The sequence below is a fragment of the Halalkalibacter sp. APA_J-10(15) genome, from assembly GCF_023017105.1.
Taxonomy (GTDB): Bacteria; Bacillota; Bacilli; order Bacillales; family Bacillaceae_D; genus Halalkalibacter.
In genome coordinates, this window is record NZ_JALKEV010000017.1 from 94,325 (window position 1) to 117,108 (window position 22,784).

A 22,784-nucleotide genomic window follows, 5' to 3' on the forward strand; every position below is an offset into this window, starting at 1 on the left:
TTTAGCTATATCATTTCAATCGGGTGCGATTGGAGGTTGCTCTAGCCATTTATTTTTTATCATAATATTAGCTCCATCCTCAGAATATAGCTGAATTTCTAATGACAACCGGTTATACATAACACCTATATCGACTCTAGGGCTTTGTGAAGTACTTGTCCCATAGTAACCAATACTTAAAGATATCAAGGAGGATGTATAGAACATCATCATTTTATCAGAAAATGTATGAGCCGTACTATTGGTTATTTCAGATGACCACGTAGTAGGTACAGGAAGGTTACTTTCTTCTAATTTTTCTCCAAATAACTTCGCATGCTTTTTCCCAATTTCTATTCCTCTTCTAATGAAGAGTTTAACATCATGATCCTGTGCGACCTGACTAAACCCAGTAAAGGTAGCTACTCCTAAAGCATTTCTTTGGAGATTAGCATATAAATTGGTTATCTCTGCGGCTACTAAAAGTCTTTTGTGATTAAGTATGTCACATAAAAAAACTTGCTTTTTCACAAAGGCAACTTGCTCTAAATTTGGCAGGGAAGGAGAGCTTACATAAACAGTACTAAAAATAATTTAAATCATCCATTGTTGGAATCGCTGCAATTGACCCTACTTTTGTACATGTAAGAGCTGCAACCTTATTACTAAATAACGTTATTTCTCTAATTTGTTCAATATTCTCTAAAACACGTTTTGGTTCCTTTTCCTTAGCTAACTGATAAAGCATTGCTCCAACAAATGCATCTCCGGCTCCTGTCGTGTCTATTGCTTTCACCTTTATACTTGAAATCGTCTCTTGTGTCATTCCATTTGAAATAAACGTTCCTTTACCTCCTAACGTTACTGCAACAAACTTAGCTCCATCGCGATGAAAAGCCTGAACCCCTTCTGCGATGTCCTCGACTCCTGTGATGAGTTGTAGTTCTTCCTCACTGACTTTTACGAAATCAGAAAAAGTAATGGCTTTTTTCGCCAAAGCGACAAACTCCTGTTCATTGCCTTTCCACAAATCCGTCCGAAAATTAGGATCAAACGAGATAAATTGATCTGCCAATTTTGCCTCTTTCATTGTGTTTAAATAAATTGTTTGAATTGGACCATTCAGTAAAGCTGTAGCTGAACCGAAGTGCAAAATGCGAGCACTATCTATTTTCCCCATATCTAGATCTTCTTCTGTTAAAAACGCATCTGCACCACGATTAAATACAAACTCCCGCTCCCCATTCTCCTGTAAGGCCACGAAGGCAAGTGTCGTTGGATTCGTATCATCAAATACGAGCATTGACGTATCAACCTTCAGTTCTTCTAACGTATTTTTCAAGAAATGGCCAAATGGATCATTGCCAACTTTCCCACAAATCAATGCATGTCCACCTAATTTCACTATCGATGCACATACATTTGCCGGAGCACCACCTGCTTGTTTTTCAAATTTCATCCCTTTTATTAGATCATTTCCGGTATCCGTACAGAAGAAATCGATAAGTAACTCTCCAATACATACTATGGTTGAATGTGTTTGCATTTCCTAATCCTCCTTCTAACTATTTGATAACATATTCAGCATTTACGATTAACGACCTTGAAAAGAGGAAGAAACCTATTAACAAAATAAGTTTTCTTCCTCCCTCAATAAAGTTTAATTTCCTGATACTTTTGTAACTAATCAGGTAAGGTGACATTTACGTTATTATTATCCCCATGATTCTGAAATTCATTTTCATAGATACTATCTGTTACGATCGTGGAAGTCGCTGTATCGTTTACTACAATCTTAGCATTAGATGGATTCGTTACCCCAATAGAATTATTTGAAATTCGATTGTTCTCTCCAGTCTCTACTAAAATAGCCGTATACCCTTCTGGCATACCATCAGCAATAATTTGATTCCCGCTAATATTAGTATTATAGGCTTCTACATGCAATATTCCCCATTCTATGTCCTTGTCATCAGGATGATTTCTATATTCTATTATAGAGATAACATTACCATTAATGACATTCCCATTACCATATTCCCCAAATTCATTTGGCAACAATTCAATCATCCCATTATAACGGGCTGAAATAGTATTGCTCGCTATAGTCCCATGAATTGGGTTATATAGTCGTATATTACTTGAACCATCAGGATATATGTTGTTACTGCTTATATTAAACCATTTAGCATTTTCCAACTCAATCGTTACACCATCTGGCTGTGCGCCTAATGAATTATTAACAATACTCGCCTGCTGTGAGGCCCCATTTAAAATAATGGAAGTCGTAGTTTCTGCAATCCAAGAATTACGTATCGAAGGGGCATCTGCTCCGTGTAGTTGTACGCCAATTCCAATATTATTAATGACTATATCATCAATTACAATGCGGTCAGTGTCTTGTACTGCCTCAATCCCAATACCATTATTCCCTTGACCTCGTAATTGGAAACTCTTGAATGATACACCAGAAATTCGCTCACTATTCTCTTCATCTAGAATTTGTATCGCTGTCACACCAGGTTCGACAATTAATTTCGCACCACCACCCCCGAATTGAGTAGTATTAGTTGAACCATCTACACCACTGCGTAAACCGCTGTTATCTCCAATAATGGAAATATACGAACGGTCAATGACTATTGGAGAATGAATGTAAAAATTCCCAACTGGAATATAAATCGTTCCACCGTTATCTCCCATATCTTGAATAATCTCATTAATTACTTTGGCATTATCAAAACCTGGACGATCGGATTGCGCTCCATAATCCATAATATTGTAATAGCCCGTTGTATTAGCTATCCCTAAATATTGACTCACACTATGAGGCAAAAAAGGGATCGTTGTTACAGCTACACCAGCTACTAAGCCAACAATCAAAATTACACTTGCGATTAATACACTGTTAATCTTCTTCATCCTATGCCCCTTTAAATATTCAATTAAAATCATATTTTTTTGTTATGCTCTCTTTTCCATTATAAGAAGGTATTTCACAAGACCACTGAAAACTTCTTTAATAAAAAATGATAATCAAAAAATAGACTTCTGAATTGCTTCTCAGCGACGTTTGAATGGCAGAGAGAAATATTTGCCCCCCTGGAAACATCATTTTATAACTACTTTTTAGTGCACATTATTTTCACTTCTTTCTTATTAAAACCTTTTTGGTCCAGATATGTAACCGTCTATTAGTTTAATTGATCCGCCTTTTGAAAAAAACGAAATCTGTTCACAGACGTTATCTGGATAAAGTAAGCTTGTCAGAACGTATTCTCCATCATTTAAAAAAACTTCGACTGATGACGTATCCTGAACGAAACGTATTTGTAAATGATCTGTATTTGTTATAGTAGCTATTTGATTTTTCAAGAAATTATCAGAAAAACTAATTTCTCCTGAATTTTTTCTATCTAATTCGAATGTGTTGTTGATTGAATCAATCGTTAATGTTGTGTATTGGTTATCTGTATGATGCAGTGTAATACCAAATTGATTAGCATCGATATTCTCGATATGAAGATCTAATTGTACGTATTGTTCATTCACAGGAAACATTTCTCGTTCATTTACAATCAGTTGTTCGATTGCATGTTTTTTTGCGAAGTAAGAGCCGAGTTCCCTTACTAATTTCTGGACGACCCTCTTGCCCGCTCGAGAATTTCGAAGAGTTAACTCCCTTGGAAGAGTCATTTGACTTCTCCAACCAACTGTCGGAACTTGATTAGCATACCGCCAATTACTCATCCAACCAAGATAAATTCGTCTTCCGTCTTCTTCAGGGATATCAGAAAAGCTTACACCTGCATAATTATCTTTTCCATAGTCTAACCAACGAGTATCATCATGCTCTGCTTCAAAATGCGAACCATCAAAAGAACCAATGAAATATTGTGTACAAGAACCGACATCAAATTGTTCATTATCACCTACACTCACAAACAATACCCATTTCTTCTCATTACTTCCTTCAACTTTTAATTGAAATAGATCCGGACATTCCCACACTCCATCGTGGAACCCCATATTCTGGCCAAATTCACTTTGAAACTTCCATTCTTTTAAATTGGTTGATGAATAAATACTTATCGTCTGACCAGTAGCCAAAACCATGATCCATTTGCTTGTTTCGTGATGCCAGAACACTTTTGGATCTCTGAAGTCTAATTTAGTTTCGTGCTCGAGTACAGGATTCTCCTCAAACTTTTCCCACGTTCTTCCTTGATCGTAGCTGTAAGCAATGCTTTGTGTTTGCTTTTGCGCCTCTCCCTCGAATTCATTATGATGTGTAAAGATTGCTACCATCCCTGGTTCCTCAGGAAAAAATCCAGATGTGTTATTCCAATCAATCACTGCACTTCCAGAGAAGATCGTTCCTTTTTCATCTGGGTATAAGGCAATGTCTAATTCTTCCCACGTGATTAAATCTTTACTGACAGCGTGGCCCCAATGCATGGGACCCCAAACGCTGTCATTTGGATTGTATTGATAGAATAGATGATACTCTCCATTAAAGTAAATTAACCCATTTGGATCGTTCATCCAATTTCTTTGTGGTGCAAAGTGTAAATTCGGCCTATACTTATCTATGTTTTGAATAGTCATGTTCTTCTCCCTAATTCGTTGTTCGATCATATCCATTTTGCATAATTTCAATCCATTCTTGATAACCTAAACGATTCAATTCTACTAAATGCGCTTCCCATTCATCTTCAATGTTCCCACTTATAATCCACTCAGCTCTTTTTCGCTCTATATATGGAATTAAATCAGCCTCAATTGTAGAGATTCGATCAAGCTCTTCTTTACTAAAGAAGATATTCGGTAGTACATTTTCCGCTTGCATATGTTGCACCATGACCTCTTCCATTAAATTCAGTCGCCACGCTGCATCGTCCGGCATTGTCGTAATCTCATCATAGTAGCTATCAAGTATAGCCAATGGCCCTCCAACTGAGGTTTTTTCTCTTAATTCAACCGGTGGTGTCCCTTCTAAATCGAGATGCCTTAGCATTTGACTGCTTTCATCATATTCAAATATATTTTGCTGCTCATCATCTCCATAAGTACCCCAGTTGTTTTGTACAGATTGATATGGATCGTATAATTGATCAATCCATTTAGCTGTTAATTCTAAGTTTTCATTCGCACTTGTGATAACCATTCTTGAACGGTCAAATCCCATACCATTCGTCCTCGTCACATTTTTATGCCCATCTGGTCCTTCAAGAGGAGGCATTAGATCGTAACTATCGTTCATACCAGTAATATTTGCTTTATCCCAAGTGAAATAAAGACCATAGCGATTTTCTTGTCCTTTTGCCACATAAACAGACCAGTCGTGTTCAAAAGCTTCTACATCAATTAACCCTTCTTCGTACAATTCACTCATAAAGTTAAATGAATCAATGTAATTTTCATGAGCTGGAGTCAATACAACTTCTCCATCATTTGTCACAACTGTGCGTCCCCAGTTATCACCGATACCAAATGATCCAAATAAGAAACCTGGATCTTCGCCTCCATGGTTGATTATAAAGGACATAGGAATCGTTTGTCCGTCCCCTGCTGGGTCATGATCTCTAAAAGCGATCAACACTTCTTTTAATTCCTCCGTAGTTGTAGGCATATCTAATCCGAGTTCATCTAACCACTCGACATTTATCCAAGGGAAGTTATCGACAGAGTGGATACTCCCTTTATCAGAGCCTAGCTCTTCAATCCAAGGAAAAGCATATATATTCCCATCTGGTGCTGTCATCATCTCTCGATACTCCGGTGCCTTTTCCAACACTGCTTGTAAATTAGGCATATAATTGTCTATTAAATCATTTAAAGGAATAATCGCACCGTCTTCGGCATAGTTTAAAAGCTCATAATCACTAAAACGCGCATTCTTAATAGCATCTGGCATTTCTCCTGTAGCAAGTGCTAAATTTCTTCTTTCAGCGAACGTCTCACCAACAAAGTTTTGCCACTCTATATGGACACCTGTTTGCTCTTCTAAACGTTGATAAATCAACTTTTCGTTAGGATCATCAGGCGCTATTGGCGCACTTTCAGTCATAATTTTAAGAGATATCCCTTCTTCCTCTATAGGAAAGGAAATATTCGATAATCCGTAATCTTCTGACCAGGTTTGTTCATTACCATTACTACATCCTGTTATAACGACGGCGCCAATGATTGATAAAGATAATGCTTTTAATAATTTTTTCAAATGAATCCCCTCACTTTTTTTATTTTAATGAACCTACCATTACCCCTTTTTCAAAATACTTTTGGAAAAATGGGTACATAATCATCAGTGGTAGACTTGCTACGACAATAGACGAGTATTTTATCATTTCAGCAATTCTTTGCATTTCTGCCCTAGCTAATTGATCACCAATCATTCCAGGTTGCACTTCATTTTGCACGAGAATTTCACGTAAAATTAATTGCAACGGATAGAGAGAGCGGTCATTAAGGTAAATCATTGCATCAAAATAGGAATTCCAATTTCCGATAAAAGCAAACAACGCAATAACGAATATAATTGGCTTTGATAAAGGTAATATGATATTAAAGAATATTCTTAAATCTGAAGCTCCATCAATTCTCGCTGCTTCCTTCAATTCATTAGGTAAGCCTTTGAAAAAGGTTCTTGCTAGAATAATATTCCAAATACCGATAGCTCCCGGAAGGATAATGGCCCAAGGTGTATCAACTAAACCTATGGAACGAACGACTAAATAAGTTGGAATCATTCCTCCATTAAAGAACATTGCAAACAGGAAATAAACAGTAAATATTTTTTTCCCTACAAGATCATCAATCGATAAAGAATAACCTGCGAGAACCGTAAACGTAATCGATACTAACGTAAAGCCAGTTGCATAAAAAACAGAATTTAAAAATCCACGCATGATCGTTCCATCTTCAAATATTCGAACGTATCCATCAATTGTCCAATGCTCAGGGTTAAAAGATATCCCTCTCGTTAACAATACATTTGGTTGTAAAAATGAACCTAGAACAACATATATAAGAGGTACGGTAACACATATGACGATTAAGCTTAGAAATATTCTATTTATGAAAAGTAACAATCTATCAGTCTTCGAATTATTTATTAGTTGCGTCTCGTTCTTTCTTTTTTTCATAAGTTCATCTCCCTTCTTAATAAAGGGTTTCGCCTTTAAGTTTTTTTACAACGCCATTGGCTGTTACTAGTAGAACTAATCCAATAATAGTATTAAACAGTCCCACAGCTGCACCAAATGACCAATCACCTGCTATTAGACCTCTTTTATAAACATACGTGTCAATAATTTCTGATGCAGGCAAGTTCATTGAGGTTTGAAGTAAGTACGCCTTTTCAAATCCAATAGACATAATTCCTCCAATAGATAAAATAAACAAAACAGCCATAACTGGTTTCAAAACCTGAAAATCGATGTGCCATATTCTTTGCAAAAGTGATGCCCCATCAATCGTTGCTGCGTCATGAAGCTGTGGGTCCGTATTCGACAATGCTGCTACATATACAATCGAAGCAAACCCGGCCCCTTGCCAGATTCCTGAAGCGATGAAAATCGTCCTAAAGTAATCAGGATCAGACATAAACGATATTGGGTTATTGATAAATATTGTTAATAAAGAATTAATAGGTCCTGATGGTGCAAGAAAAATAAAAACCATACCTGCTAACACGACTGTTGAAATAAAATATGGAGCATAGATAACTAATTGAATATTTTTCTTTATACTAGATTTCCTGACCTGGTTTAACATAATAGCTAATATGACAGGGACTGGGAACCCAATTAAAAGCTCGAATGTACTAAGCTTGATCGTATTCATAAATATTTGGTAGAAGTTTGGGGAAGTTAAGAAACTACGAAAATGTTCAAAACCAACCCACTCACTCCCCATAATCCCCCTAGTAACACTAAAATCTTTAAAGGCAATAAGTACCCCATACATTGGAACATAATTAAATGTAAAAACTAAAATAACGGCAGGAGCTAAAAATAAATACAATAAATAATTTTTTTTGATATAGTTTAAACGGCTTCTTTTTTTCTTATTTAGCACCATTGCCATTTCACTTGGAGACTCCAAACCTTTAGACATAAAACCCCCCCTGTCTATCATTCTTCATAACATAACCATCAAACTTATTTCCATTCTTAAACTGACAACAAACACCCCTTTCAAGGAACAGGTATACAAACTCAATACCTTTACACAGAGCTAATAATAGCGTTTTCTGAAATGACATAACTAAATGACCTTTCCTTTTCTTCTTACATTTATGATGGAATGAATTCCACAGTTAGATTATATGTCATCCGGTTTCATGTGTCAACCGGTTCCATAACGATCATATCTTCGCCAAAAAAATAGTCCCTTCTCCTCCTTAATAAAAACAAACTCTTACTTTGAAAAAATGTCATAATTCCCCAATGATAAGAGTCGCTTTTTAAAGAGAATGAATAAGACCGCTTGCAAATCCACTAAATTCAATGGCTAACTTTAAGTCGTACTTCCCTCTATTAATTTTATAGGCAACCATGTTTCTAATTGTAAATCATGGTTCTCATTTTCTATCATTTTCAGTAATGAATCAATCGCTACTTTTGCTATTTGGTCTATTGGCTGCTGGATCGTTGACAATTCAGGTAAGAGACTTTTACTTGTCTCCGTTCCATCGTAACCAATGATTTTTAATTGATCAGGTATTGAAATTTCTCTTTTTTTTGCTTCTGCAATCACAGCCGCAGCTAATAAATCATCACTTGCAAAGATACCATCCACATCAGGATACTGATCAAATAAAGTAGATATCACTTGTATATGATTATTAGAATCAAGTACATTTTCCACACTATAGGTGATAGGAGTGCGATTATATGACTTCATAACATCTACATACGCTTTTTTACGTAAATTTGCTGGTGTTTCTAATGAGTCTGGTCCATGAATATGAATAATTTGTTTGCATTTTTTTGAAACTAATAATTCAGTTGCCTGTTTTCCTCCCTCATAATTATCAGAACCAATGACAGGAATCGTATCAGATAAATAATGATCGATTGCTACAACAGGATTCTTTTTATTATCTGAATTTATTAGTCCTCGATTATACGTTATAACAATTACTCCATCGACTTGATTTCTAAGTAACATATCCCAATACTTCTGTTCTTTATCACTTCGACTGGAACTATTACATAATAAAACTCTATATCCTAATTCGTCACATAAATTTTCAATATGAAAAGTTAATTCCCCAAAAAATGGATTACCTGTTGTAGGTACGATTAAACCAACTATATAGGAGCGTTTTTTATACAAAGAACGCGCTAAATCGTTGGGTACATAATGAAGTTCCTCCATCGCTTTATAGACGAGGTCTTTCGTTTTTTCACTAATGTAACCTCTGTTATTAAGCACTCGGGAAACTGTTGTTTTAGATACACCGGCTTTTTTTGCTACATCACTTATTTTCGGTTTCAACTTCCATTCTCCTAACATCAACAAATATTTATAAAACAATACAATTTTTAACATGTGTTTTGTGGGAACTATTATATAATCAGCTGTTGGCGATATATTTTATTTACATAATATCACAAGCACAATCGAAAGAATCACTCTCCAGTAGGTTTGAATAAAATGAGAGCACCAGACAACGATATTAGTATTAGTATAGCATTAGTCTACCTTGATATGGTAAAAATGATAATTGTAGAACTATATGTATGCATCACTAGAAGCGTAATTAATTCACCTTGTGTCAACCGGTAACATATATAGTATATGAGAATTTTACCCTCTGTCAATATTTTAAATCTACTAACATTCACAATGCTCTTGTTAAAAAAGTACATAAAAAACTGCCCGAAAAGGTAATACCCCTTTCGGACAGCCACTTCAACAATGAGTGCATCTTACGTATTTAGCTTTCATTTTCTCTATTTCTATAACGATACATTACCGTTCCACCGATTGTGACCAATACAATTCCCAGCAATAAAAAGTTAAACAAAACAGTACTTGTATTCGGTAATTTATCGCTGTCGGATAGTACCTCATCGTCCCCTTCTTGTGATTTCGTTTCATGAAGAGAGAATTCAACCTCCGAAATTGATGCTTGTAGTTCACTTATCGCCTTATTTAGTTCATCGTCTGAATTTATATTATCAAGCTTTTCCATCGCACTATTTATAGCAACTTGTAGTACTTGATAAGATTCTTCTGTCATACTTTTATTTGTTAACTTTATAGCTCTTTCTATTAATTCTTCCAAGTCTCTTACATCAATCTCTTTTTTTATGGGGACAGGAGACAATTCCTTTATTTGTAAATCATTAATACTTTCTTGTAATCGTTCAATAGCAATTAACAACTCTTCATCGGTAGTGATAGTCTCAAGATCTTCAATTGCTCTTTTAATGGCCTCTTGCAATCTTTGATAAGATGCTTCCGTTACACCCTTATTAGTAATTCCTTTTGCTGAATTTATTAATTTTTCTAAGTCAGTTACATCGATTTCATGATCGAAAATAGGATCCGATAGTTTTTCAACTTCAAAATTACGGAATTCAGCTTTTGTATTTTCATTTATTAGACCTACACTCATGTCACCTTTCATTTCGACTATTCTTTCATACATTTGTTCACCATTTATATAAAAAGTAAAGATGTCACCTTCTTTCTCTACTTTTAACGTTGATGCTTCTTGAAGATCCGTACCTGCTGGTAAATCTACGCCTTCCCAGCCGAAATCTTGATGGTGGTTTCTTGCAAATGTTTCAAGCTGATTAATATCCACGTTGAAAAAGGCTGAGACCATTGTTCCTTCTTCGTCTTGAATAGTAACTCCATATTTCGGAAAGCCTTCATCGCCTTGGTCAATCCATTGTATATCAGTAGAAACGCTAAAGTCAGTAGTAAGAACTTCCTCTCTAAAAATCTCTTTCCACTCAGGGCTGAATTCAATATGACTACTTAAACTTGTCTGATCGAATATATCCCAATTACCAGAAACCCTTCCCGTTAAAGGAGATGGCCCCCAACCGTCAGTATACTTAGAGGTTCTATCCTCCACCACTCTCACAGTAATGTCTTTGAAGATACCACTATTTGGATCGCTTATCGTAACTGAGGTTGTACCCATTTCTATTCCTGTAATAGAAACGGTTGTTTCATCAATTGCTTTCAATTCAATTAGACCTGCTTTTGCAACCTCCCATTCAAAAGGGGATAATACATTTAACCAATCTGGCTTTGCATGAGCAATCAGTTCAGTAAGTTCTCCGACTTCTAAAACAACTTCTTCCTCACTCACAACGATTCGTTCTATTTCTCCATCTGCCGGAGACACTCTCCATATCGAATCTAGATGGTAAAAGTCGAGAGAGAGAATTTCTACCTTACCGCCATGTGAATATAGCTCAATTCCTCTATTTGTTGGTTTTGTGTATATAAGGTTTGTAAAAACATACTCCCCATCATCGATAAATAATTCTACCGAAGATTCATCTACTAATCCTCTTAGTTTTATTTGTTTTTTGTCAGTTGGATAATCCGTTTCAAAACGTTTTCCAAATTGAAAAGTGTCTCCATTTCGGTCAACTAATGTTTCAAGTCCTGCATTGGATCGATCGAGGAAAACCTTTTCTGAGTTCACATCGACTCCGGCAACTGTCTCATTTTCTTCAGACTGTCGCAAACGAATCCCAAACTCATCAACATCATCGTATGCAATAACCATTTCAAATTCATATGTTGATCCAGAGAAATCTTTAATTGTATGCTCACCTTCAAGGATAAATGAGTCTATAGTGTATTTGGCTGGATCTCATATTGGATTTGTGCACCAAATCCTTTAACCGTACACCTTCTTAATGGATGAAAATCACATAAAACCATAACCCCACCATCTTTTAATAATGCAAAAAGGATAGACATGAATGTATCAATATCATTTAAAGTCTTCTAGCTACTGTAGTTCATTATAACTAAGAACAGATAATAAGAAAGTAACAGAAAGAAGGGAAATAAGTATTATTGTCGAAATAGAATGCAACAACTATGTAAACAGGAGGCGAATACATGCCTTTAGTATCAATAAATGAACATAACATGTATTACGAATGGAGTGATAGTAATAGCAGGAGTCAGGAGATACTTTTGCTCATTCACGGACTGGCACTTGATTCCTCATGCTGGGGGCGCTTTAGCGAATTACTTGTGGCGGACTTTTCCGTTGTGCAGTACGATATTCGAGGGCATGGACAAAGTCATTTTGAGGAGGCGCCGATCACATGGGACGTTCTGTGTGAGGATTTAAATAAACTCCTTACAAAACTGGAGCTATCAGAAGTCCATATAGTCGCATTTGGTTATGGAACACATTTAGCTGTGAAGTACGCCCGCGCGTATCCTGATCATGTCAAAGCCCTTTCACTCATGTCGCTTCCGTATATGTCAACAAATAATGCGCACTCCCATTTAGCACGGCACGTATTTCCACATATGAAACAGACGATGGAAGCGGGGCATCCCCACTTTCTCCACCAGTACAAAGAACTGTTAAGAGGATATACGACACTTGGTCCAGAGAATACAGATCTCAGACGTTATTTCCAAGTATTGCTCGGCTACCCAGCAGGGCATTTTTCTAACGTGGTTGAGCTGACATCGAATTCAGCACTGCTTCTAGAACTTGCCGATGTATCGTGTCCGGTCCTTCTATTAACAGGCGAATTGAATATGACAAGTCCGAACTCATTTCTTAATGCAAGTTCCTTTCTATTGCAAAACAGCACACTAATAACCGTGCCCAATGCGTCGTTTCTTCTATTTCTAGAGCAACCTGAACTTGTAGCGGAATGGGTCAGGCTATTTGCAACACGGATAAGTGTTGATAACTTCTCCCGAAAAGAATCACAACAATTTATACAAATGGTATTTCAGCCAGAAGAGCAAATAGAATCGCGAAGAGTTCCCATTCTTGATATTCATCTATTACACAGATTCCGTGTCGAGATTGATTCGATTCCCATTGAAACTGGATGGAATCAGCGTCATGCCAAGAGACTACTGACTTATTTAGCCTTTCATCCGGTAACGACACGCGATATATTATGTGAAGAGCTTTTTCCCCACCTTGCTCAGGACAAAGCAAAAGCAAACTTGAAGGTGTGTCTTCATTATGTGGCAAAATTGCTACGGCATCCAATCGCATCTGTAAATGGATTATTGTCTCAGCAAGGAACCGTTTCAATCCAATACAAAATCAAATGTGATTTAGTCGATTTTGTTGCCATTGTCCGTCAAGCATATCTCGAAAAAGACCCGACGATTCGATACGAGCTGTGCAAACAGTTACCAACCTTCATGCCCGAAACGATATTAGTAGACAACTACGATAATTGGGCAGTGTCGTTACGCAATGAAATCGATGCGCAGTTAAGTCACTTGAATGAATGGATGGAAAAGCAATCATGTTGAGGTGGTTTTGCATTAGTGGCGGTGGTAGAGCTTTTCGAGAATACCGTCGTCTTATATCTTGCAACACTCTATAAACACTGAACATGAAATTAATGTTTATAGTAGTTCTATTTTCCATAAAACAGGAAAGAAAGGATTTAGTATAATTGGAAAGCCGACAAAAGAGATTATTGCAATCTCATACCCAGCCCAATTGCAGAACAAGCAAAAGCTAAAAGTAAGCACACTTTATTTATCGTTTTCCTCCTATAAGTACTTACTTTTACGAAAGTACCTGTTTTAAAAGTGCGTACTTACACATTTAAAAATCGTATTCTATACTCAAAGAGTAATAAACTTAAAGGAGGATATACTCTATGAGAACACTTATTGTAGTCGCACACCCGAGCATAGAAACATCTATCGTTAATAAGCAATGGATTAAGGAGCTGAAAAAATACCCTGAAGCATACACGGTACATGAATTGTATAAGCAATACCCGACAGAAAAGATTGATGCAGAAAAAGAACGTCTGTTAATCGAATCACATGAAAATCTTGTTCTGCAATTTCCCATTCAATGGTTTAATAGTCCATCCCTTCTAAAAAAATGGCTTGATGAAGTTTTTGATTACGGATGGGCTTATGGATCCAATGGCGGGGATAAATTAAAGAATCGCAAAGTGGCATTAGCTGTTTCCGCAGGTATCAGGGCAAGTGACTATAGTGAAAATGGAAGATACGGACATACTTTGGAACAAATACTTATTCCGTTTGAAACCACTTTTTTTTATTGTCAGGCAGATTATCGTTCCATTCATGCGTTTTACGGTGAAGAACAGAATCCTGGAGGAACAGAAGAAGAAGATTTAAAGCCAGTGGTCAATGAATTAGATCGCAACACAAAAGAGTATTTAGCGTTTTTGAATAATCTATAAACACAAACCCGAAGGCAACTAGCGGGAAAAATCCTGCTTGCCCTCGGGTTATTGAACTATCATTTACTCATCTACGTTTTGATTCATTTCGCCCCAGTCACACATCATATTTAAAATGGGGAGAAGGGAGCGTCCTCGATCAGAAAGCGAATATTCTACTTTTGGAGGAATTTGCGGGTATTCTTTACGCACCACTATACCGTCTGCTTCCATTTCTTTTAACATCACACTTAATGTCTTGAAAGAAATAGAACCTATGCTACGCTTTAGCTCATTAAATCGCATCACCTTATTTTCTAGCAACCAATATAGAATAACCATCTTATATTTCCCACCTATAACAGATAGTGTATATCCAAAGCCAGTATCTTTTAAAGCAATTCCTTTTGGCACGCAAGTTTCTTCCGGTTCATTATGCATAGCATTACTCTCCTTAAATATTTATATTTTACCCTTTCTGAGGTCACTTCCACTGTCTCCTCTTTTCGATTCCTCACATTCGAAAACAAAGGGAATTGTGCGGATGTCAAATTCGAGACACTCTTAATACTATCATCTATCTCCTTTGATATGCCTGCTAATTGCTTGTATTTCTGATCAATGACCTCTTGTATAAATGATCCAACACCGCCAGATCATCCGCGTCGAACTTAATTGAAAATCATTGAGATGCTTCAGCAAATTTCTTTCTTTTGATTCACTCACTTTAACAAATTGAAAGCTTAGTGGCCTTGTATTTTAGCTAGATAAGAAAGACGACCACTAAAAAGTGATCGTCTCTAAATGGTTAACTATTATTAACTACATAGCAAGCAAATTAATTTTAAATGAAAGCTATTGTTTAACTACAGAATCTATGAATTAATTTCAGGTTATTCATCCACTTCACAGCATAACCCACCATCTGTCACCGTCGTAATGGACCCAAAGGCACCGTGGGCAATTGCCTAAACTTTGGTATCATGACCACTATATTCTTCTGCACTAAGTAGGATGACTTTCTTACGGGTGAATAGAACTGCCAGTAGGCCAAGTAGAGAGCGCTTGCTCAGCAACAGCCTCTAGCATGTCGCGACTAAAGCCAGCCTTCGCTTGAACAGCGATACCGTGGGTCATCGCCATCACGAATGCAGCTAACGCAGCGCAATTAGCGGTCTCCGGCAGATCTCCCTCCTGCTTTGCCTGCTCGAAGCAATCACGCAGCAATTCCTCTCCTTCCGAACGCGCATCGATCAGCGCACTTCGAATAGGTTCGGCATCGTCCGAGCCAGCCAAGGCGCCGTGAACACCAAGGCACCCCTTGCGATCCGGGTAACGAGTATGCAATTCAGCCGCGCTGTGGAGAATGTGTGCGGCCACCTCCCGCGAGGTTGTCAGCTCTAGCGCCGCTGGAAAGAAATCTAGGTAGTGCTCATAATAGCGCGCCAAAACTTGGCGGAACAACGCTTCCTTGTTGCCAAACGCCGAATAGAGAGCGGGTCGTTCGACACCTGTAGCCTGCGTAAGGTCAGTGTACGACACGCCCTCGTAGCCTTTACGCCAAAACACGCAAAGCGCAGCATCCAGTGCCTGATCCACATCGAATTCGCGGTTACGTCCCATTAGTTAGATCACCTCTTCCTTTTGTTACAGTCGATATTATAAACGTTCATGTCCCACTTTCTAACTATTCCGTTATCATAACACACGTTACAGACCGCTTCCAGTCCACCAGTCAAGGACCAAATCAACGCACGATCGGCGAAATAGTAGGCCATCTCGATCTTACGTCACATATATGCACCAGACACGCCCTGATAGTCACTCTTACCAGTGTGAGACATATCATCCCAAGTGACGCCCCTGAAATTGACCGATTGACACTGCACGCTAAATTCCCTTACCAGGCGAGGTCTCCCAGTGTTACGATCATAGAAAAGAGCATGTTTTGAAAAAAGATTGATCAAAACACGCTCTTAATATATTCAATTAAGTCATTCTTTTATAAAAATGTTTGATCATTTCTGTGCTCCTTATTTCATTAAAGCGCCCGATTGTTGTATATTCTTTTTTTATTGCATAGTATGGTTGTTCTACGCAGTAAATTGATCTGTTGTTTTTCAGTTTTCTTATTAAACATAAGGTAGCAATAGGTAAGCATTTGAAGTTATCTCCAGCTTTTCCCCTGCCCAACACGGAACGTGATAGTTTCCCATCATTCCGCGTGCCATCTAATAATATGTACTGGATTATAAGTTCCTTGTTACTTCGATAGAATTGAGATCACATGATTGTTCTTAGATCGCATTTTTCACGATATGTGTTCAACTTCTTTAACATTGACTTTGTGATATTAAAGCCTTTTAAGCGTGAATGTATTGCCATTTCATCTGTTTGGTGTATTGCCATATGTATGTCTTTGTGCAGAATTCTAAGGTTTTTAAATGTGTCATCTCCACCTAGATGTATGGGGATGAAATGGTGACAGTGAACGTCACGAGCTTGTAGAAATACGCCTGTGATTTCACATTTCCCCATTTTCATACTGTATCGGCTAATACGATTATCCATATACTCAACACTTCGTGTTTGAATATTCGATTCCAACAATAGCGCAATTTCTCTTTGGATATCTGAGCGTAATTGCTTGTGTATTCTCGTTCTTCCTTCAGATGTAAAAGGTGTTAAGCTCTGACTGAAATTCATAGCATTTTTCGTTTTTACATCGGCTAACGGGAAGAGATAGACACTGGCTATTTTGAATGTCTTGGCTCCTAAACTGTAGAACTTCTTATAAGTTGGCGGAGCGTTTGTAGGATGTCCAAACTTACCGACAGATTTAAGGCGGTTATATATAAATGGACGCACATCGTAGGCAAGTCGTGAGAACTCATTGTAGACGTGGGTGGCACGGTTGAAATAATTATGGATGCCTAAGACAAAACTGTTAAATAGTAAAGCGTTACGAGTAGTTGGCGAGGCATTTAATTTCCGAACGTGTTTCTTGAATGTTTCTTTAATTTTACGTTTTTTGTTTTCTTTTAAGCCTGTGTGCGCTACTCTCTTTTCCCCTTTTTTATTTGCACGGATAGTGAAACCAAGAAATTCAGAGTCTGTTTTTTTTAAGTTGATAACTTGAGATTTTTCTGGTGATATATCTAGTTTCAATCGCTGCTTCAAGTATAATTTTATGGCATGATACCATTTCTGTGCCGTTTTCCAATCACGGCATAAGACCTTAAAATCGTCTGCATAGCGGACGAGGTAACCCTCTTTTAAAGTCGTTCGCTTCTTGGCATAGAGCTCACCTTCACGGGATTTATAATCTTTGTGAAGGGGGAAGAACTCCCACTGTTCAGCTACCCAATGGTCCAAGTCATTAAGCACTACATTGGATAGTAAGGGTGATAACAAACCACCTTGAGGTGCGCCTTTTGTGGGAACTCCTTCTCCATCAATTTCAGCTTTTAGCATTTTAGATATACAGGCTAAAACCTGTCGGTCATTGATTCCTAGATTCCAAAGCTGTTTCATTAGTAGGGTGTGATTGATATTATCGAAAAATCCTTTAATATCAATGTCCACCACATAGTGGAGCTGAGCTTGATTAATAAGGAATTGTACTCTTGCCATAGCATGGTGTGTAGACCTTAACGGTCTAAAACCATAACTATGTTTGTAGAACCTTGCTTCCATGATTGGTTCAAGCACTTGTCTAAAGCATTGTTGAATAATTCTATCTATAATACATGGGATACCTAGCGGTCTCCACTTACCATTTTCTTTCTCAATCAATTTCCGTCGTACTTTCTTAGGGCGATAATTCTTTAACTTGTTTTGAATTTCATTAACGACTTCATTTTCTGATAGCTTTTTTAAGTCATTAATCGTTTTCTTGTCTGTTCCCGGTGTCTTTGACCCTTTATTTGACTTGATCGTTCGATACGCAAGCAGAATGTTTTTCCTAGAAGTAATGATGTCATATAGATGAGAAAATGATTCCTTTCTAGACGACTTTTCATATAGTTCGGAAAACGTATCTGTCATATCGTAGTAGTCCCAATATCTTAGCGTTTGCACTGTGGCATCATCCTCTCTTAGATGATGTTCCCACATTCTTACCCGACTGGTGCAATTCACGTTAGGAAAATAATCATTCTATATTACTAGACTTGGGGCTGTTCCTCCACTTCCATTACAGAAGCTTCCTCAGTCATGCCCCTACCTTCGCAAGAGTAAATGCATTTCGGCTTCGCCTTATAGCAACCATCTAGGATAACAGTCCATGTATCGATGTTTCTTACTTCCCAAGTACCTTACAAAGTAGCTATCCATTCTAGAGGTAGGTGCTTCCTCTGAGCCTGTGAGCTTGATACCGCCGTTGTCCAGTATAATGTATTTCATAGGGGAGATTTTTACTCTACATCACTCACCTCTTCGTAAGAAGAGCCATAGGTTTCCTCTATGTTCTAACTTTAGACCCGTACCTTCGGAAGTTCGTCAGTTCTTTTCGATTAGAACTATTCTCACCATATCTAGTTTTTCAGCCATGCGGTCTATCTGTCAGCATACCCTTTTATAAAGATGGCTTTAGCTTTCATTCAACCGAATCTACCTGTGCTTCGAACCTCATAAACTGTTATTTATAACGCACGCAGGAGTATTGATGGAATAGTTTCTGGAAACGTGGTTCCGTCATTCCTATTCTCCCTTGTAAAGTTAGAATTCATCTAGTGAATCCCCTGTATTTCGCGTTAGAAACGCTTATTACAGAACTTGTCACACCTCTCCGTTAGTTGAGGTCAATCAATGACACAATAATGTAAAACAATGTTAGTTCTACTAATAACAAAAGAATAAAATTTTTAACTGAATTAAACTTAATTTGTAAATAATAGACAACTGACCATATTAAACTTACTACAAAAGGGAGAGCAAGTATAATCATATTCCCTTCAGGACCGAAAGCCATTAAACCTCATGTAAAGAATAAACTGTATCCAATGGTTATAACTCCTATTAAAATATTAATAACGTGAATTGCTACCTTATTCATCGAATGCCCCCTTATAATTTTATCAATAACATTCTCTTCACTGTTTTTCAAGTAACCTGCCAGTTAGCGCAATAAGGCAAGCGATGCCTTGTTAAAGCATCGCACCCCATTACTTTAATAAGGGATGTCTAAATTGTTCTATTTTCCTTTAATTCAAACTCTGGTTTAGTAACGTATTCCAAATAATTAATTTTTCCTTCAAAGTCCAAATAGGCATTAAATCTGGTACGAATTGCGGGTTCTGAAATCAAATCTAATACTTTCTCTCTTTTTACCCATCGAACTTCTGTTGTTTCCTCGGAAGTAGATAGTTCTCCTCCAATAGACTTACAAACATAATCTAACATCAGTTTCGTTGGAACATCAGTTACACCATCGTGCCATTTATAAATTCCCGTATTAGAATAAACTCCAATTAAGTTTGTTATAGCTATACCACTTTCCTCTTTTATTTCTCTAATTAAAGCATCCATTAAGTTTTCCCCTACTTCCACTTGCCCTCCAGGGAAAACCCACCCTCCATGATGTGTTTTAACTAATAATATATTTTCTTGTTCATCTTCTACGATACCGCCCACTGCAACTATATGTGTTGGCATTTTTATAATAATAACCTCCAATAAGTTTTATTCAATAAACCTGCTCAATAGTGGAACAAGGACTGTCATTCTCTATTCAAGGAAAGCACTCCGTTAGTTCATTGAAGCGTAGCCCTTATGCAACAACTGCGCCCGATTATGGAAGGTCAGATGATGAAAATCGAAGAAGGGATGGCAACAAATAACAATGCCCATAAGTTTGCGGTGGTCCATCGCGGCATCGTTCAACATGGATTTGCGCAATTGCCGTGCTACTTTTCATTTCATATGATCATAATTTTGTTGGCCTTCATTTTTACATTTGAAGGTCCTTTTTTCGGGCAACTGCGCAAACGATCCGAAGTGTTAGCCGAAGGAAGTTCTGGAAGCAGCCATTGCATTTAAGGCGTTCTCAAAATAGCTATATACTTCATCTGCAATTCCCAGAAACTCTTCAACAAGTACATTACTATCCAAGTAACAAGCATATAGATAATCAACTAAAGCGGAGTCAATCTCACAATAGTTTAATATGGCATTCTTCATCTTAATAATGTCATCTTGCCATACACCTGTATCTTCTAAAACCAAAGAGTATAATGCACGAATTAATCTCTTAGAGTAACCTTTAATATATCTAGTTTTCATTGTGTTATCACTAGCATTACAAAGTAAACTATGTATACGATCTATTTCCTCCTTGGTCTCTGTATTTAAGTCTAAAATGAACTCTGGAGAAATAATTATCGGTGATACTTTTTCACCAACGTCATGACCATACATACAAACACAAATTATCTTAACCCAAAAACCCCACTCATTCGGTTTACTTAATACATCGTCAATCGAGCAAATTATCGTATCAATCTTAGTTACTACTGGATATTCTTCCAAAAGCCTGTCTTTAATATTTGACAATCTTTCGTAATCAATATCTTTTGGGTTTACACATACAATAGTAAAGTCTGCATCTGACTTAAAAGGTTTAGCAGTTCCTTTTGGAATCGAGCCACACATATAAATGCTATGAATCTTACCTTTAAATTCGGTAAGTATATTATCTATATACTTATCAACAAAATCCTTATATTCACTTTGTATTACAATTCTATTTATGACTTTTTCTAATATCATGTAGACTCCTCCTAAACTAAACTTCTTTCGGCTAACGTCTTAATTTAATTTAAGAACTTCGTAAATAATCCATAGATGAGTTATTCGCGAAGTTTTTCAACTATCCTGCTCCGATACTTTAAGTGCATCTTTTAACAAACTATGTTTAATTAACTTTCTTATAGTTATAAAATCCGTCCTCATGACTTTAAAAATATGACATGAGAAACGCACTCATAGGAAGACGAGTAGCGACTACGCTCATTGCCTGAAGTCTGGGAAAAAAATCTTTTTGAACAGACTCTATAGTTTATTTTTCAAGAAAAATTGTTTTATATCTTCTGGATATTCATCATTAACAGCAAAAACCTCATAGCTCATACGCGTATAAAATTCCGGGGATTGATACGTAAACGTGCAAGTATGAGAAAATATACAGCCAAGTTCTTTCCCTAGTCTCTCAGCTTCTGCTATCATGATTTTTCCATAACCTTTGTTTCTGTAATCATCCGCTATCCAAAATACATCAATATACAAACCGTAAGACCAGGTTTCACAAAACAAACCGCCCAAGACTTTGCCTGTTTCATCTTTTAAATATAAATTAATATCCTTACCAGGTTTTTTAAGCAAACCATTTTTCGCACGAACATTGTACTCATACAAATTATTACAGATCTGTTCGTAGTCATTGTCATTTGAGTCTACTGTAATCTTGATATTATCTAAGATTATATCAGTCATAGATCTCTCCCATAAAAATATAAATAACATAATATAACATAATTGGGTTATAACCCCTTTCAAAAAACACAATTAAAGCTAAAGAATTCTGCTCCGTATAGCACAACAAGCGACAGCTTTTGTTTCGCTATCGCCCCTACAGTGCAATAACTTTAATTCCACAATCTTTTTACAAACTGAAGTTTTCCACCTGAAAAATTCAACTCATATATATCAGGTTTAGATGTTCTTTTCCAAAAATCATATCCGTACCCGGCATTGAAATAGTTCATAATAATTGTCATTACATTCCCGTGAGTTCCTATAACAACCGTCTTTCCCTCATAATTATGTAATAGGTCTTTGAATATAGGTAAAGCTCGATTTTGTACGTCTCTTACAGACTCTCCGCCCGATAAATAGAAATCAAAATCCTCAAAAGATTTTTTTATAGCTTGTTGTATTTCTTCTTCTGGTAGTTTATAAGACCCTTTTAATTGCCTTTCTTTTAATTCTTCAAATACTTTTATTTCTATATTTTTAGCATTGGCAATTCCTTCAATTGTTTGTATGGCTCTTGTAAATGGACTTGAAACAATTACATCAATTTCTTTGTTATTCATTACATTCGTGACGTTCTTAGAATCAGTTTCACCTTGGAAGGATAGTTTCCTTGTTCTTTCTTGTCCAAAAACAAATGGTGATTTTGCGTGTCTTATCATGTAAACAGTAGTATTCATCTTTTTCCCCTTTAGATACCTCTTCAACTAAAATACAAGAGGGTTACATCTTTTGTTCTAGATAAGCCACCCTTTAGTGCAATAAGGATTGTACAGTGAGCTAATTATATTTCCCACTTTAATTGACGACCACCAATAATATGATAATGCATATGGTATACCTCTTGTTGACCATGTTTTCCCGTATTAG

General features: G+C 36.9%; 21 protein-coding genes. 3 read left to right on the forward strand and 18 right to left on the reverse strand.

What is annotated here, in order from left to right; all coding sequences use genetic code 11:
- Nucleotides 1-15: 15 nt before the first annotated feature.
- The 10 genes from MW695_RS18135 to MW695_RS22755 form a co-directional block, all read right to left on the reverse strand.
- Complete coding sequence (locus MW695_RS18135) at nucleotides 16-510, reverse strand: DUF3231 family protein (protein ID WP_247106893.1); 495 nt, start codon at nucleotides 508-510, stop codon at nucleotides 16-18.
- 52 nt (nucleotides 511-562) lie between these two features.
- A complete protein-coding gene (locus MW695_RS18140; protein ID WP_247106894.1) occupies nucleotides 563-1,525 on the reverse strand; it encodes a carbohydrate kinase family protein in 963 nt (320 codons plus the stop codon).
- A gap of 137 nt (nucleotides 1,526-1,662) precedes the next feature.
- Nucleotides 1,663-2,901, reverse strand: coding sequence for a hypothetical protein (locus MW695_RS18145; RefSeq protein ID WP_247106897.1), 1,239 nt, complete (start codon nucleotides 2,899-2,901; stop codon nucleotides 1,663-1,665).
- 237 nt (nucleotides 2,902-3,138) lie between these two features.
- Nucleotides 3,139-4,587, reverse strand: coding sequence for a glycoside hydrolase family 32 protein (locus tag MW695_RS18150; RefSeq protein ID WP_247106898.1), 1,449 nt, complete (start codon nucleotides 4,585-4,587; stop codon nucleotides 3,139-3,141).
- A 10-nt stretch (nucleotides 4,588-4,597) separates the two neighbouring features.
- Entirely contained in the window at nucleotides 4,598-6,202 is a 1,605-nt protein-coding gene (locus tag MW695_RS18155) for an extracellular solute-binding protein (protein WP_247106900.1), read from the reverse strand.
- A 19-nt stretch (nucleotides 6,203-6,221) separates the two neighbouring features.
- Nucleotides 6,222-7,127, reverse strand: coding sequence for a carbohydrate ABC transporter permease (locus MW695_RS18160; protein ID WP_247106901.1), 906 nt, complete (start codon nucleotides 7,125-7,127; stop codon nucleotides 6,222-6,224).
- Nucleotides 7,128-7,143: 16 nt separating this feature from the next.
- On the reverse strand, nucleotides 7,144-8,070 hold the full coding sequence (locus tag MW695_RS18165) for an ABC transporter permease (RefSeq protein ID WP_483299871.1): 927 nt from the start codon (nucleotides 8,068-8,070) through the stop codon (nucleotides 7,144-7,146).
- A gap of 432 nt (nucleotides 8,071-8,502) precedes the next feature.
- Entirely contained in the window at nucleotides 8,503-9,486 is a 984-nt protein-coding gene (locus MW695_RS18170; protein WP_247106904.1) for a LacI family DNA-binding transcriptional regulator, read from the reverse strand.
- Nucleotides 9,487-9,928: 442 nt separating this feature from the next.
- On the reverse strand, nucleotides 9,929-11,815 hold the full coding sequence (locus MW695_RS18175; RefSeq protein WP_308446103.1) for a GH32 C-terminal domain-containing protein: 1,887 nt from the start codon (nucleotides 11,813-11,815) through the stop codon (nucleotides 9,929-9,931).
- Complete coding sequence (locus MW695_RS22755) at nucleotides 11,812-11,943, reverse strand: hypothetical protein (RefSeq protein WP_260505926.1); 132 nt, start codon at nucleotides 11,941-11,943, stop codon at nucleotides 11,812-11,814. The genes MW695_RS18175 and MW695_RS22755 overlap by 4 nt, the downstream gene beginning before the upstream one ends.
- 144 nt (nucleotides 11,944-12,087) lie before the next feature.
- Between MW695_RS22755 and MW695_RS18180 the strand changes: the two genes are divergently transcribed.
- Both MW695_RS18180 and MW695_RS18185 read left to right on the forward strand, forming a co-directional pair.
- Nucleotides 12,088-13,488, forward strand: a complete 1,401-nt coding sequence (locus MW695_RS18180) for an alpha/beta fold hydrolase (RefSeq protein WP_247106907.1) — start codon at nucleotides 12,088-12,090, stop codon at nucleotides 13,486-13,488.
- Between the two features lie 356 nt (nucleotides 13,489-13,844).
- Nucleotides 13,845-14,405 carry an NAD(P)H-dependent oxidoreductase gene (locus MW695_RS18185; RefSeq protein ID WP_247106908.1) on the forward strand — a complete coding sequence of 187 codons (561 nt, stop codon included), beginning with the start codon at nucleotides 13,845-13,847 and terminating at the stop codon, nucleotides 14,403-14,405.
- A gap of 63 nt (nucleotides 14,406-14,468) precedes the next feature.
- On the opposite strand, the gene MW695_RS18190 is transcribed toward MW695_RS18185, so the two are convergent.
- The 4 genes from MW695_RS18190 to MW695_RS18205 form a co-directional block, all read right to left on the reverse strand.
- The gene (locus MW695_RS18190; protein ID WP_247106909.1) at nucleotides 14,469-14,825 is read right to left on the reverse strand and encodes a winged helix-turn-helix transcriptional regulator; all 357 of its coding nucleotides are present in this window, start codon (nucleotides 14,823-14,825) and stop codon (nucleotides 14,469-14,471) included.
- Between the two features lie 582 nt (nucleotides 14,826-15,407).
- Entirely contained in the window at nucleotides 15,408-16,007 is a 600-nt protein-coding gene (locus tag MW695_RS18195) for a TetR/AcrR family transcriptional regulator (RefSeq protein WP_247106910.1), read from the reverse strand.
- 660 nt (nucleotides 16,008-16,667) lie between these two features.
- Nucleotides 16,668-18,500, reverse strand: a complete 1,833-nt coding sequence (ltrA, locus tag MW695_RS18200; protein WP_247106911.1) for a group II intron reverse transcriptase/maturase — start codon at nucleotides 18,498-18,500, stop codon at nucleotides 16,668-16,670.
- Between the two features lie 1,068 nt (nucleotides 18,501-19,568).
- Complete coding sequence (locus MW695_RS18205) at nucleotides 19,569-20,045, reverse strand: NUDIX hydrolase (protein ID WP_247106919.1); 477 nt, start codon at nucleotides 20,043-20,045, stop codon at nucleotides 19,569-19,571.
- 147 nt (nucleotides 20,046-20,192) lie between these two features.
- On the opposite strand from MW695_RS18205, the gene MW695_RS18210 reads away from it, so the two are divergent.
- The gene (locus MW695_RS18210) at nucleotides 20,193-20,423 is read left to right on the forward strand and encodes a hypothetical protein (RefSeq protein ID WP_247106912.1); all 231 of its coding nucleotides are present in this window, start codon (nucleotides 20,193-20,195) and stop codon (nucleotides 20,421-20,423) included.
- Here the strand turns inward: MW695_RS18210 and MW695_RS18215 are convergent.
- The 4 genes from MW695_RS18215 to MW695_RS18230 form a co-directional block, all read right to left on the reverse strand.
- On the reverse strand, nucleotides 20,385-21,152 hold the full coding sequence (locus MW695_RS18215) for a nucleotidyltransferase domain-containing protein (protein WP_247106914.1): 768 nt from the start codon (nucleotides 21,150-21,152) through the stop codon (nucleotides 20,385-20,387). The two genes, MW695_RS18210 and MW695_RS18215, sit on opposite strands and share 39 nt — an antisense overlap.
- 282 nt (nucleotides 21,153-21,434) lie before the next feature.
- Nucleotides 21,435-21,875, reverse strand: a complete 441-nt coding sequence (locus MW695_RS18220) for a GNAT family N-acetyltransferase (RefSeq protein ID WP_247106915.1) — start codon at nucleotides 21,873-21,875, stop codon at nucleotides 21,435-21,437.
- Nucleotides 21,876-22,027: 152 nt separating this feature from the next.
- Nucleotides 22,028-22,594, reverse strand: a complete 567-nt coding sequence (locus MW695_RS18225; RefSeq protein WP_247106916.1) for a histidine phosphatase family protein — start codon at nucleotides 22,592-22,594, stop codon at nucleotides 22,028-22,030.
- Nucleotides 22,595-22,698: 104 nt separating this feature from the next.
- Nucleotides 22,699-22,784, reverse strand: an 86-nt coding sequence (locus MW695_RS18230; protein ID WP_247106920.1) for an HIT domain-containing protein, incomplete at its 5' end; no start/stop codon positions are given.